This window comes from Shewanella marina JCM 15074 (genome assembly GCF_000614975.1).
Lineage (GTDB): Bacteria > Pseudomonadota > Gammaproteobacteria > Enterobacterales > Shewanellaceae > Shewanella > Shewanella marina.
Window position 1 is genome coordinate 236088 of sequence record NZ_BALM01000002.1, and the last position, 15658, is coordinate 251745.

The following is a 15658-nucleotide window of genomic DNA, read 5'->3' on the forward strand; positions in this document are numbered from 1 at the left end:
CCTCAATCTCTTTTATACCCTCATCATTTAGTTTAAATAAAACAACATCTTTTCTTGTATTTTTATCATTTATAGTCATTGACTCCACTGTTTCTGTTTTGCAAACAACTTCTATTTTGAATATGCAAAGATAAAAACGTTTGAAGTGGTTAAGCAGTTGATTTTAAATAAAAATAACCTTGTGGAATGATTGTTGCTCTATAAGTTCCTGTAACATATTGGCCCAAGAACATGGAACTAAAAACTGCTGGATGCAATTCCAATATGCCTGTTGATGTGTTGAATATTGATAGCTGACGGGAAAATTTATGATTTTTTTGATTAAGTTAATCGCTAATAAATCGCTCCAGTTTGTCACTGCATTGTTATGTTTATTCTTTATATTCTTTAGTTCTTCTTTGTACGCGCAGCAATGTAACTCTGGCTTTAATGTCTCTAATGGTCAGTATTATTTTGATGGTGATGGTGGCAATGGTTGGGGAACCAGAAGCTTGAATGTTAGCCCGACAGGATTATTTGGCGGTACTGGTTCAGGTGGCCGAATTATTGTGGATAGTCACTGGGGCTGGAACAATGGTAACCAGTGGACGGGCAGTAATAATTTTACTGAAACTATTCATATTTCCTTAATCGTCAATGGTATTACCGTCGCAAGGCTATCAACACCGAGTAATAGTCAAAATACCGCAAGTCTTGCATCACAAGGTGGGGCGAGTTTTCTTAATGGGGGTGGTAATGTCAATGTGACTGGCTTTGATTATTACGGTCATCATGCTCGCATATTACTGCCAAGCTCTATTACCTCAGTTTATAGCGTGCAGTTATCTGCAACTCAAACGCCACATAATGGTAGTGGTGGATGGTTTGGTGGTACGTCAGCTGCTGGTGATGATGGCGGTATTCGAGTTAATAATGTCATTCAATGTGGTTTTGAAGCAACAGATGCGCCCAGCAGTTATGGTATTGCAAAACATAATAACGATACGGTAGCCAGCAATTTACGTTTAGGCGCTAATGTTAGTTTAGAGGCCAGTAATTTAAGCAGTAACCTTGCTAATGCCGATAGTTATGATGATGGTATTAGTAATTTTCCTCAAGATATGATTGATGCTGGCACTGGTGCGGTAAACCTAGTTGCATCAGTGGTCAATGGTTCAGGTAGCAGTACCGACTTAGTCGGTTGGGTTGATTGGGACCAAGATAATGCTTTTCAAGTGGATGAAGCTGTTGCTATTACTGTCCCCGCAGCTGGCAGTTCTAATAGTGATTGTACTAATACTTCTGGAAACAATTTTAGCTGTAACCTTAATTATGTTGTCGATGTGGCCGACCGCGGTAATGCGGGCTATTTTTTTGCGCGATTTAGAGTTGCATCGTCATTAACAACCAGCACCATTTCAACGAGCGTAAACGGTGGTGAAGTTGAGGATTATCGTTTTTGTATTGGTTGTTTTGATATAAGCGGTAGTGTTTATATTGATGAAAATGCTGATAGCAGTATTAGCGGTGACAGTGTTACCACCAGCCAAGTTGCAGTCAGACTTTATTTAGATGATGGTGATGGTGTCCCAAGTGCGGGTGATACTTTATATGCACAGCAAAATACTTCAAATGGCAGTTATAGCTTTACTGAAGTACCTGTTGATACCTATTTTATTGCGGTTGCTGCTCCTGCATTAAGTGGGGCTGTAGCGGAGCAAACCTATGCTGCAAGTAATACTTATGTTGGTGCATTGTGTGACAGTAATGCCGATGCTAGCAGTGGCGATGCGCCGCAAACCAGTTCGGGGGCATGTTACGGTGGTCGTGATGGTGACCGTATTGATGCGACAACGAATGTCACCACCAGAGAACATATTTCAAAAGTCGATCTCTCATTTGCATCATCTAATCAAGCCAATGTCGACTTTGGCTTTTCATACAATGTCGTAACCAATACCAGTGCCAACGGTCAAGGTTCGGTTGAGCAATTTATCCGTAATGCCAACGCCTTGTCTGGTGCGAACAGTATGCGTTTTGTCCCCGCAATACCTGCTAACGATATCGATGCTGGTGCTGATTGGTGGATCGTTAATCCAACGACAACATTAAGAACTATTACTGGCACCAATGGTGCTAACACGACCCTTGATGGTACTGCATACAGCCATACTGATGGTGTGACGGTACTGGATACTAATCCAGGCAATTATTCAGATTCGTTTACGGTAGGCAGTAGTGATGGCTGTTCAGTTGAAAGCATTGCCGCATTGGCTAAGCCGGAAATGCAAATCCACTTACCGACAAGTACCAGTGCTTACAGCGCCGAAATTTTCAGTGTCAATGCCGATAATACCACCATTAAAAACTTCTCATTAACCGGTGGTTCAATAGCGATTAATGTTTATTCCGCAGGAATTACCGATAGCTTGTTTGAACAAAACTTAATTGGTATTGACCCTGCCGGTAACGATGATGTGATAGGCCAAGACACTTGTGGTACATCGACAGGGTGTGCCGGTATTGCGATTGCGCATCCTAGTAATGCTTCATTAAGTGGTAGTACCGGTACGATTCAAAATAATGCGATTAGAACCGCTCATAACAATTTAAGTTTTGGTAATTTAAATAGTCAAACCACATCTGGGCATTGGCTAGTTCAGCACAACCAATTGCTCGGTACCACATCAACTTCTGGCAGCTATGTTTATTACAACCTGTATATTCGTTACGGTATTCCCGGTTATTTAGAGGTTATTGGTAACCAATTAACGGATGTAACGGGTGATGGTATTTATCAATTAGGTACCAGTAATACGGCGCTAACACAAACCTTTACCAGTAACAGTATTGATGATGCTGCTGGCGCAGGTATTCATATGACCAGCGGTTATAGTGATGTCATTCAATGTAATGTGATTCACGATAATGGCGGCGCAGGGGTATCGATTGACGGTAATACTAACGTAGATGGGTATTTAATTAGTAAGAATAGCTTTGATGGCAATACGTTAAATGCGATTGATTTACACAGTGGTGCCACTGGTGCGGGCGTATCACTTAATAGCGATTTATGTAACGCTGATAATACTGGCGGAGCCAACAATAATCTTGCCAGACCACAAGTTAATTATGCCTTTTTAACTGGTAGTAATTTGCGTGTTATTGGTGATGTTTGTGGGACGGGCAGTTTCACTCTTGAAGTGTATAAAGCCAGCAGTGGCAGTGGTGATACAGGCAGTGATGCAGTTGTTGCCGGTGAAGGATTAACCTATTTGGGTGAAATAACCGGCATCAGTTCGGGCAGCTTTGATCAGGCTATTAGCGTGACGGGCTTAAATGTGGGCGATGAAGTCACTTTAATTGCCCAGCGAACCAATGCTGCAGGGTTAGGATTATTACAAGATACGTCTGAGTTTAGTGGTAATGTTATTGTTGATACTGATGATAAAGATTGGGGCGATGCGCCTGATATTTCAGCAGGGACAGCAGAATATGACTATCAAACCTTGCGTATTAATAATGGTGCTAATCACGTTGTTAAAGACAGTAATGGTGATAATACCCCCGATGTCATCTTAGGTAGCCTGATTGATGAAGATATTAATGGCCTGCAAAGCATGGATGCTCAAGGGGATAATATTACCGATGATAACGATGAGGATGGTGCTACCGCAGAGGGTTTTTATGTCCTCAATCAGCCGCGAGATATTCAAGTTACCATTACTAAAGATCCGACATTAGCCACTTCAACATTCCATCTTCATGCGTGGTTCGACTGGAACCGAGATGGTGATTGGGATGATGCTAATGAGCATGTAATTAATGAATCCGCCGCACCAGCAGGGACGGCAAACTATACAATAAATACCCCAAGTGATGCCAATTTAGGGGTCAGTTTTGCTCGCTTTAGAGTCTGTAGCAGTGGCGATTGTAATACGCCGTATGGCGCAAGTAGTGACGGTGAAGTTGAAGATTATAGCCGTATTATTATCAGTTTAGATTTTGGTGATGCACCAGATACTGGCGTGGGGGTCAGTGTGGGTAATTATCGTACGCTAGAATCAGATGATGGTCCGCGTCATGAAACTACCCCCGATCTTTATTTAGGTACAAGTGCTGATACCGAAACCGATGGTTTGCAAAATAGCACAGCAACCGGTGATAACGCAGATAATGAAAATGATGAAGCGAGTTTAACCCTACCGCCATTGAGTGCGGGGGCTGGAGCCTACAGTGCTGCCATTGCAACCCATAACGCCACCGGTGCAGATGCATATGTTTACGCTTGGTTAGATGTCGATTATAGCGGTAGCTTTGATCGTGATGAATTGATCACTAATGGTACTGGCACTAATGGTGAATTAGTGATCAGCGATGGCACAACTTCGGAAACGCTTACTTGGGCCAGTATCTCTGGTATCACTAACAATAGTTCGGTTTATTTACGTGTTAGGGTGTCACCGACACAGTTAACTGATAGTGCAACAGGCAGCGATGAAGATCCTCGTTCTTATGGCCGAGTCTCTGGTGGTGAGGTCGAAGATTATCGTCTGCAAGTGGCTGATCAAGATTTTGGTGATTTAGCGGATAGCTATCAGACTTTAGCGCTTAGTGGTGGTCCATATCATGGCTTAAGTAATCAAACGAACCTCTATATTGGTAGTAATAATATTGATAGTGAGGCAAATGGTCAGCCAAGTACTGATGCCAATGATGATGATGATAATGACAACCCAGATGAGAATGCGTTTGCATCTACGCCAGCACCAATTTTAGCGTTAACCGCGAGTGATTATAACGTGCCAGTACCCGTTTATAATAATACGGGCGGTGATGTCAATTTATCAGGGTGGTTAGATTGGAATGGTAATAATCAATTTGATGTTGCAGAGTATGCCACCGTTGTCGTGCCGACGGGGACCACAATAACGAATCCTGTAACATTAACCTTTAGCGGTATATCTGGGCAGTCAGGTAATAAAGCTGCTCTACGTTTACGTTTATCGACAGATGATTTAGCCGCAAGTGCATGGGGCGGCACCGCTTCTGATGGTGAAGTGGAAGATCATTATATCCCCGTCGGTAATTTTGACTTTGGTGATGCCGAAGATAGTCAGTTAGGTACGGCAACGGGGGCGGGCGACTACCGTTCACGTTTAGTCGATAATGGCCCATATCATGGTGTGGTGAACACGCTTTATATTGGTACGAGTCAGCCTGATGCTGATCCAGATGCCTATCCATCAACCGCGGCAACTTATGCGAATGGTGATGACGATAATGATGTGGATGATGAAAGCGATATTTTACTGCCACCATTAACCACCACCGCAAGCAGTTATTTAGCGCGTGCAACTGTACACAATAGTACTGGCAGTTTAGCGACGTTACATGGTTGGATTGACTGGGATCGAAACGGCCAATTTGAACAAGATGAATACAGTTCTGCAACCGTGACCACGGGGACTACTGGTACGGTTGATTTGACTTGGAATAGCTTTACCGGTCGCACTACCGGCTGGACCGTGGCTCGCTTTAGATTAACCACTGATACCTTAATCAATGGTGCGGGTTCAAGCAGTGCTGAAGATACCCGTTCATTAGGATTAGCCCTTGATGGTGAGGTGGAAGACTATCGTATCTATATCGGTAATCATGATACCGGTGATGCGCCCAATAGTTATCTGACCTTGGCGCTAGATGGTGGACCATGCCATGCCATGACGAGTGTTTCAACCCTCTATTTAGGTTCGACTGCAAATGATAGCAATGTTGATGGCCAACCTAGCAGTGATGCCTTAGGCGATGATAATGATGGTGTTGATGACGAAGACGGTATCACTGAGCCATTGCCATTACTGTTACTGTCAGATGCGAACTATAACGTAAATATCAAACATCGAAATAATACGGCATCGCCAGCGACTATGGTGGCGTGGTTAGATAAAAACCAAAATGGTCAATTTGAAACTGATGAAGTGTTTGATGGTTTTGCCATTAACAATGTGGCGGCATCAACTAATGAGTTAGTGACAGGGCGCGATCTAGTTTGGTCTGGTCTATCTGGTCAAACCCAAGGGACGATGGCACTTAGGGTGCGTTATAGTCATGACCCTCTCGGTAATGACGCATGGGGCGGCCCAGCCAGCGATGGTGAAGTTGAGGATTACATTGTTTATGTCGGTCAGTTTGATTTCGGTGACGCCGCAGATGCGAGTAGTGGCGCGAATTCTACCAGTAATTATCGCTCTCGATTAGTCGATAGCGGTGCCTATCACGGTATCAATAATAATCTCTATATGGGTGCAAGTGCGCCAGATGCTGAAGCTGATTCATATAACAGTGTTGGCGCGGCGATGGCCGATGGTGATGATTTAGACATTAATGGTGATGATGAAGATGGTGTGCAGTTATTGCCATTAGATAATTCACCGGTACCAAGCAGTTATACCGCTAAAGTGAATGTCACTAATAATACCGGCAGTGAGGCGACCTTACATGGTTGGATTGATTGGGATAGAAACGGTCATTTTGATGGTGATGAACACACCAGTATGGCGATTGCTGATGGTACTTCTGCGACTCAGGATTTGGTTTGGACCTCATTTACTGGCATTACTGCGGGTGAAACCGTTGCCCGTTTCCGTTTAACCACCGACGCGCTCGTTAATACTCAAACGTCAAGTAGTGTTGAAGATAGCCGCTCAATTAATGGTGCCACTGATGGTGAGGTTGAAGATCATCGTCTTTATATTGGTAATCAAGATTTAGGCGATGCACCGACTAGTTATTTAACCCTTGCCGATGATCTGGGTCCTTTCCATGGGCAGGCATTATACAGTACCTTATATTTGGGTAATGCAGGTGTAAATGAGGGTGATGCTGATGGTCAACCGGATGCAGCAGCGTTAGGTGATGATAATGATGGCAGTGATGACGAACAAGCGATTAATCAGCCATTAGCCTTTGTGCAAACTACTGCGAATAGCTATAGCGTGGCAGTCAAATTACGCAATAGCACGGCCAATGATGCGACATTAACGGCTTGGTTAGATAAAGACCAAAATGGGCAATTTAGCAGTGATGAGGTGGTTACTACCGTTGATGGTGCGCCTTGGGCAATCAACAATATTGCCGCGGGCAGTAATTACAGCACCGATGCAACCGCAATAACCTTAACTTGGAATGGGTTATCAGGCTTAAACCAGGGCAGTATGGCACTGCGTTTAAGATTGGCCAATGACCCTCTCACAGCAAATCAATGGTTTGGCCAAGCACTTAATGGTGAAGTCGAAGATTACTTAGTTTATGTGGGGGATTTTGATTTTGGTGATGCCAGCGATAGTGGCGCTGGTGCTAACAGTACCAGCAATTACCGCACAACTCTTGCTGATTTAGGGCCATATCATGGCATTGATAGCGATCTTTATTTAGGTTTACAGACGCCGGATAGCGAGTCTGATGCCAATAATAGTTTGGGTAGTGCATTGGCTAATGCTGATGATCTCACCAATGACGATGATGAAGATGGCATTACTCTGTTCCCATTTGACAACTCGCCAGCACCAACGACTTATACCGCCAGAGCAACCGTAACCAATAATACAGGGGCTGATGCCACCTTACATGGTTGGATTGATTGGGATCGAAACGGTCACTTTGATGAAGATGAACATACCAGTATTACGGTAAGTTCAGGCACCAGTAATGGTGAGCTAGATTTAGTTTGGAACTCACCTTATACCTCCATTTCAGCTGGTCACACGGTTGCGAGATTCCGCTTAACTACCGATACATTAACGAATTCAGCGTCAAGTAGCAGTGTTGAAGATACACGTTCTATGAGCGGTGCCAGTAACGGTGAAGTGGAAGATCATATACTTTATATCGGTAATCAAGATATGGGTGATGCCCCCGATACTTACCGAACCCTTGCCGCCAGTGATGGTCCATATCACGGTCAGGCCAACTACACCACACTCTATTTAGGTACCGCAGGCGTGAACGAAGGTGATGCCAATGGTCAGCCTAGTGCAGATAGTTTAGGTGATGATCTCGATGGCAGTGATGATGAACAAGCGCTTAATCAACCATTAGCCATAGTGCCAACATCTACCACGACATATAGCGTTCCGGTTCGGTTACGCAATGGTACCAGTACCCCTGCAACTGTAGTCGCTTGGCTAGATACCAATCAAGATGGCTTCTTTAGTGCGGATGAAGTGGTCGATACGATTGATACTAGTCCATTTGCCATTAATAATTTAAGCGCAGGACAGACCGCTAATACAGATGCGTCAGCGCTTGATTTTGAATGGACGGGACTTTCAGGACTAACTCAAGGGCAGATGGCCTTGCGTATTCGTATTAGCAATGACCCATTAACTGCAGATGATTGGTATGGTCAAGCCAGTAATGGTGAAGTTGAAGATTATATGGTGTACATCGGAGATTATGACTTTGGTGATGCACCGGATACTAGCAGTGCCATCGGCGTTAATAATTATCAAACCTTATTGAGCAATAATGGCCCGCGTCATCTGATTATTGATAATTTATTTATCGCTTAGCGCCAGATGCCGACGATGGCAGTCTGCAAGATATTGATGCTAAAGCTGACGATAATGATAATAACGATGATGAGGGTGGTTTTGAGTTTCCACCACTAATTAACGGCATGTCTAGTTATAAGATTTCGGTGTTATTGACCAATAATACCGGGAGTACTGCAAGTTTAGTCACTTGGATTGATTTTGACCGAGACGGTAATTTTGAAGACAGCGAAGCGCAAATTATTGGAGTACCCAATGGCACAATTGATGTGATTGGTGAAGTCGAGTGGGTTAATTTACCTGCACTGAGTAATGGTAATTACACCATGGTGCGCTCGCGCTTAATTCCACGTTTTATTACCCAAGTGAGTGAAGTCTCTTCATTGAGTACTGAGCTTGGGGGGGAAGTCGAAGATCACCAGTTATATATTGGTACTCAAGATTTAGGTGATGCGCCGAGCAGTTATGGGGTCGACCCGCTTTACAATGGCCCACACCATGCCATCAGTAATACAGCCAATTTATACCTTGGCAGCACCAATATTGACGGTGATGCCACCATATTAGCTTCTGCAGATGCGCTAGGTGACGATAATGATGCCAATGACGATGAAAATGGTTTAGCTCAACCGCTATTGCCCGTACCTACTGACGGTAGCAATTATGTGGTGACCTTTAATGTTTTACGTAATACCACTGGCCAAGATGCTTATCTTGCCGGTTGGATTGATGCGAATCGCAATGGTGTATTTGATGAAGTTGAAGGTCGTGTTGTTACCATTGCAACCGGGCAAACAAGCAGTTATGACTTCTCATTTAGTGCTAACCAGCTGCAATATCTGAATGTGGGCCCAAGCTTTATCCGCTTTAGGTTAACCACAGATCCATTAACTGCGGCAAGCACCGGCGGAATGGCCGCGAATGGTGAGGTTGAAGATTATGCGGTGCAAATCGGTGGCGCTGACTTTGGTGACTTACCTGATACCAGTGCCGCGACCGCAGCCAATAACTATCAAACGAATCTACTTAATGACGGACCTTTCCATAATATTGAGACATTACCCACGCTTTATTTAGGTGATGTTGCCCCAGATTATGATTCTGATACATCACAATCAACAGATGCATTAGGGGATGACACTATTGGTGATGCTGACGAAGATGGTTTTATTGCGGCAGCATTACCTGTACTTGCGGCAAATTCTAGCTATCAAGCGCGGGTTAAAGTGAATAATGACTCTGCGACTAATGCCTATCTTTACGCTTGGATTGATTTTGATCGTGACGGTAATTTTGAGGCAGATGAAATCGCCACTGCCGCCAGTTTAAATAGCACCGCCGTCTCGGCGAGTAATGGTGTGATTCAAATTGCAGCGAACTCAGGTAATCAGACCTATGTGGTTGATTGGCTATCTGACGTTGCAACTGCTAATAATCAGAAATATGGCGTACGTTTGCGCTTGACTACTGAGTTATTGAGTGATGATAGCAATACCGCAAGTGAAGATGAGCGTTCTCTCTATGCCGCTCAAGATGGTGAAGTAGAAGATTATTTCTTATTTGCTAAAAATAGTGATTTTGGTGATGCCCCGGCAAGTTATGGCACCACGGCTGTACAAGATGGCCCAGTCCATTTTTATAGCAGTAACTTATATTTAGGTACAAGCACCATTGATGACGACGATGTAGTGGTGCCATCAGGAGCCGCGAATAGTGATGATGATACAGGTAGCGATGATGAGAATGGTCTCGTGCAGCCGTTATCCATTATTGCAACTTCAACGAACAGTTACAGTGTTGAGCTAGCGGCTTATAACAATTCAAGTAATATGGCGACGCTGGTGGCGTGGCTTGATTTGAATCAGGATGGCCAGTTTAGTGCCGATGAAGTGGTTGATAAGCTAAATGTGGGTAATGGCGTACCGTTTAGTGATTCAAGCTTTAGTCCAGATAATTATCCTACCGGCAGTAATCATACTACGAATAAAATCACCCTAACTTGGGAGGGGATTTCAGGATTAAGCCAAGGCTCAATGGCGCTGCGTATTCGTATTGCTAACACCAGCCTAAGTGTCAATGATTGGGGCGGAGAGGCCACGGGTGGTGAAGTCGAAGATTATATGGTGTATATCGGCGACTTTGACTTTGGTGATGCGGCAGACTCAGGCATAAACGCTAATTCAACCAGTAATTATCGCACCACACTTAGCGATGGTGGCCCGTATCATGGATTATTATCAACGCTTTATATGGGCGCCGCAGCACCAGATATTGAGCCAGACAGTTATAATTCTACTGGCGCAGCGCAGGCCAATGGCGATGATATCGACAGTAATGGTGATGATGAAGATGGTGTTACTTTTGCGCCATTAGATAATAGCCCTGTACCGACCAGTTATAGTGTTACGGTTAAAGTGACCAATAATAGCGGTGATAGTGCCAATTTATATGGTTGGATTGATTGGGATAGAAATGGTCATTTTGATGGTGATGAAGCGGCAACTGCGACAGTTTCTTCAGGTGTAACAGACCAAGATGCGACTCTCACTTGGACGAGCTTCACAGGCATTACTGCAGGCAATACCGTTGCCCGCTTTAGATTAACCACCAATACGTTAACGAATACTGAAACCAATATGACCCTAGAAGATAGTCGCTCATTTGGCGGTGCATCTGACGGTGAGGTGGAAGATCATAGCATTTATATAGGTAATCAAGATTTAGGCGACGCGCCCGATAGTTACCAAACCTTAATGAGTAATAATGGTCCGTTCCATGGTCAGGGCAGTTACCCCACGATCTACTTAGCAATGCCGCGGTTAATGAAGCCGATACTGATGGTATGCCAACTCCTGATGCCACTGGTGATGATGTAACCGGCAGTGATGACGAGCAGGGCATTAATCAACCATTACCTTTCCTTGGCACGAGTGACAGTAGTTACAGCGTTAATATTAAATTCCGTAATAGCCAAGGGACAGATGCAACCTTAGTGGCTTGGCTTGATAAAAACCAAGATGGCCAATTTAGCGCAGATGAGATATTTGACAGTTTCGATGGTGGCGCCTATGCCATTAATAACGTGCTGAATGGCGCTAACTTTACCACAGATGCCAATGCTAAAACCTTAACTTGGAACGGCCTATCTGGTTTAAATCAAGGCACCATGCATTGCGTGTGCGTATTGCCAATCAACCATTAACAGCAAGTGACTGGGCTGGTATGGCGGTGACGGGTGAAGTTGAAGATTATATGGTTTATGTCGGTGACTTTGATTTTGGAGATGCTGCAGACTCTGGTGCTGGTGCCAATTCAACCAGTAATTATCATACCACCTTGGCCGATAGTGGCCCATATCATGGTGTATCAAACACTCTATTTATGGGTAATAGTGCGCCAGATACCGAAACTGATAGTTATAACTCAACCGGCGCGGCTAAAGCCGATGGTGATGATTTAGATATTAATGGTGATGATGAAGATGGCGTCACCTTAAGCGCGTTAGATAACAGTCCATTACCAACAAGTTATCAAGCTCAAGTCAAAGTGACGAATACGGGTACCAGTCCCGCGGTGTTATACGGTTGGATTGATTGGGACAGAAATGGTCATTTTGATGGTGATGAAGTTACATCTTATACCGTTGCCAGTGGTACCAATAATCAAGATGTGATACTGACTTGGGATAGCTTTACAGGCATTACAAGTGGTACTACGGTTGCTCGTTTCCGTTTAACCACAGACAGCCTCACCAATACCCAAACTAATCTTACCCTTGAAGATACGCGTTCAATAGGCGCTGCCAGTGATGGTGAAGTCGAAGATCATAGTTTCTATATTGGTGATTATGATTTTGGTGATGCAGCGGACAGCTACTTAACCTCGAATGCTGCATTTGGCGCAGCCCATGGTGTTGCGTATAAAACCACGATTTACCTAGGCAGTAATAATATCGATGCTGAATCTGATGGTTTAGTCAGTAGCGATGCCCAAGGTGATGATAGTGATGCTAACGATGATGAAAATAGTATCAGTGAGCCTATTGTAACCGTTAATGCCACCATTAACAGTTATTCTGTTGATGTTAATCTGCGTAATGCTCGTACCAGTGGCGTCAATGCCACACTTATTGCTTGGTTAGATACTAATCAAGATGGTCAATTTAGCAGTGACGAAGTGGTCGATCTGGTTAACTATGATGCCGGTGGCGATGTCGCGTTTACCGCGAGTAATATTCCTTATAACACCACAGGTAAAACGGTGCAGTTAACGTGGAATAGTATTTCAGGCTTAACTTCTGGCACCATGGCGCTGCGCTTAAGATTATCGACGCAAGTGTTAACTGGTAATGATTATGCTGGTGCGGCCATTGATGGTGAAGTGGAAGACTATATTATTAATATTGCTGGAGCTGATTTTGGTGATGCTCCAGCAAGTTATGGCAGTGCTCAGCATCTTGCCAGTAACAACGATGTGCGCTTAGGCGCGTTAATTGATATCGACACTGGCAATTGGGGCAATGGTATTGATAACAATGGTAATGCCACCGATGACGATACCATAGGCGATCCTACCAACGGTATTGATGATGAAGATGGTATCGCGTTAATTAATGACCTTAACGTGGTTTCCAATAGTTATAGCGTTGATGTCAGTGTCACCAACGATAACAGCACTGATGCTGCCAATCTATATGCATGGTTTGATTATGATGGAAGTGGCACTTTTGATGTTGATGAATTGCAAACGCAAACATTAGCCGCAAGTTCTGGCACTTCAACTGAAACCATTACTTGGACTTATACTGGTGCATCAATAGGCAAGCGCTATATAAGAATACGAATTACGACAGATGATTTAACCACAACTGAGACGGGCAATACGGTTGACCCTAGATCGATCGTTGATTCATCAAATGGTGAGGTCGAAGATTATCAAGTTAATATCCTGCATCCAGGGGTGATTGATCCAACCACTACCGATACCGATAACGATGGTGTCACTGATGATATTGATATTGATGATGATAATGACGGTATTTTAGATACGGTTGAATTACCCAATTGTGCCGCTGACGATGAACTTTCAATTAATTGGGATATTGAAACGGAAAGAACCGTCAGTCAAGTGCTCACTAAAATTACTAAACCAGATAATATGGTGACGGTTGGTAGTGCTTACTCTAATCCCATTGGTGGTGGGGCATGGTCGCTTTCCTCATCGACACCGATCAGTTCATACCAAGATGCAATAGATAATAATGCCTATCAACAAGGTACATTTACCGTTGGCGATGATCCGCTGTATGTGACATCTGGTTATGTTTATTACAGTTTATCGACTAGTTTATTGGTGATGATTGCGGATAACGCCGCCTTTAATAATCCTACCGTACTTAATGATGGTACTACGTATACACAAGCCAACCAATATAAAGCCGCTACACCAGCGAGTTATATTAATGAAAGTACTTGGTGGCGCGTCCCTGCATCATATTCTGGGCAATACCGTTTAAATCCTAATACCACTTACTATGTGCGTTTTTATCCGGCAGTGACGTCGAGTTCTCATGACTTAATTGGTATTGGTGTTAATTTAAATAAAGCGGGATGTAGTGATGATTTTGATGGTGATAATATTCCAAATCATCTCGATCTAGATTCAGATGGTGATGGCATTCCAGATAATTTGGAAGCGCAATTAACCAATAGTTATCTATTGCCAAATAATGATAGTGATAGCACTTATACCAGCAATAACGGTTTAAATTCAGCCTATATTGCAGCTAATTATGGTCAGCAAGGCATTACCCCTGTTAATACCGATGGTGACATTAATGGTGATTGGATAGATACCAATGCTGATAACACCGAAACAGATGATACCACTGAGGGGGCTATAAGTGGCAGCTTAACGGGTATCGACAGTAACTTTGATGGTATTGATGACGGTATTATTCCGGTACCGGCTGTGGGTGAGTGGGGGCCTGTTAATTACCTGATTAGTGACACAATCGATAGTTCTGCTGAGTTCATCGCCGCATTCCCTGCTGCCAATGGCAGTGAAGTTGATTGGCGTCGTTCGTTAATCAATGACTATGGTGATGCACCGGATACTTTTGCAACCACTGCGGCGAGTAATGGTGCTAATCATGCGTTGTCAGATGAGCTCTTTATTGGTGCAATCAAAGCCGATCAGGATAATGATGGTCAACCGAATATCACTGCACTTGGCGATGACAATAATGGTAACGATGATGAAGATGGTTTAGCGACAATTCCAGTCTTGTCTCCATCAATGACTAATTGGAGTCTTGATGTGCCTGTTACCAATACCACCGGCACAGATGCCACCTTGTATGCTTGGGTGGATCATGATGTTGATGGTAAATTCCAAGCCGATGAAATGACCTCGGTTAATGTGCCAAACAATACCAATAACAGCAATGTTACCCTTAATTGGACTAATTTGTCTGATGGTACCAGTGGTGATGTCGGTGACAGTTATATTCGCTTACGTCTTACCACTGATGATTTAAATAGCACTCAAGCTGATAATGCGGCCACGACTGATGTGGATGAACGTAGCCAAGGCGATGCCAATAATGGTGAAGTGGAAGATCATGCTCATAAAGTGACTTTCCACCTGTTAATTCAACAGTCTGCTGGTGCAATTAATTACCGGATTAGCGGTGGCGGTAGTTACAATACGATTGCAGTATTTGAAAATAACTATGGGGTTGGTTATGTCACTTATGACACCTTAGTGCCGACTCAGAATATTGCCACTGACTTTACCTTAACTGATTATCAGATGGTGCTATACCAGCATGATAATACCAATAATTCGAATAATGACAGTACTGCAGAGATTGATGCCTTAATGCTTATCGCGATCAAGGTGGTGTATTACTTACAACGGTTGAGGGCGGTATTTTTACTGACTCAAGTGAACGAATTAATGCTTATATTTTGCAAAATATGGCTATTCTGGCGCCAGTGCCACCGCATTTGCGGGTTACAGTGGTCCATCAACGCTGCCAAGGTTCCATCCATCAACCTCGGCAGGGGCATTAGCAGAGCAGGTTACAGTAACAACAACGGGTACATTATCGACAGTTAAAG

Annotated in this window: 4 protein-coding genes; all 4 read left to right on the top strand. The window is 43.7% G+C overall.

Going from position 1 to position 15658, the window contains the following annotated elements; genetic code table 11:
- Nucleotides 1–308: 308 nt before the first annotated feature.
- The 4 genes from JCM15074_RS02940 to JCM15074_RS02955 all read left to right on the top strand — a co-directional run bounded on the left by JCM15074_RS02940 (nt 309) and on the right by JCM15074_RS02955 (nt 15656).
- Complete coding sequence (locus JCM15074_RS02940; protein ID WP_025819818.1) at nt 309–8552, top strand: GEVED domain-containing protein; 8244 nt, start codon at nt 309–311, stop codon at nt 8550–8552.
- A 107-nt stretch (nt 8553–8659) separates the two neighbouring features.
- Nucleotides 8660–11410 (top strand): GEVED domain-containing protein, encoded by a 2751-nt coding sequence (locus JCM15074_RS02945; protein WP_025819820.1) that lies wholly within the window; start codon nt 8660–8662, stop codon nt 11408–11410.
- On the top strand, nt 11377–11736 hold the full coding sequence (locus tag JCM15074_RS02950) for a hypothetical protein (protein WP_025819821.1): 360 nt from the start codon (nt 11377–11379) through the stop codon (nt 11734–11736). Before JCM15074_RS02945 ends, JCM15074_RS02950 begins: the two co-directional genes overlap by 34 nt.
- Nucleotides 11712–15656 (top strand): GEVED domain-containing protein, encoded by a 3945-nt coding sequence (locus tag JCM15074_RS02955; RefSeq protein WP_234400150.1) that lies wholly within the window; start codon nt 11712–11714, stop codon nt 15654–15656. Before JCM15074_RS02950 ends, JCM15074_RS02955 begins: the two co-directional genes overlap by 25 nt.
- The last annotated feature ends 2 nt before the right edge of the window (nt 15657–15658 follow it).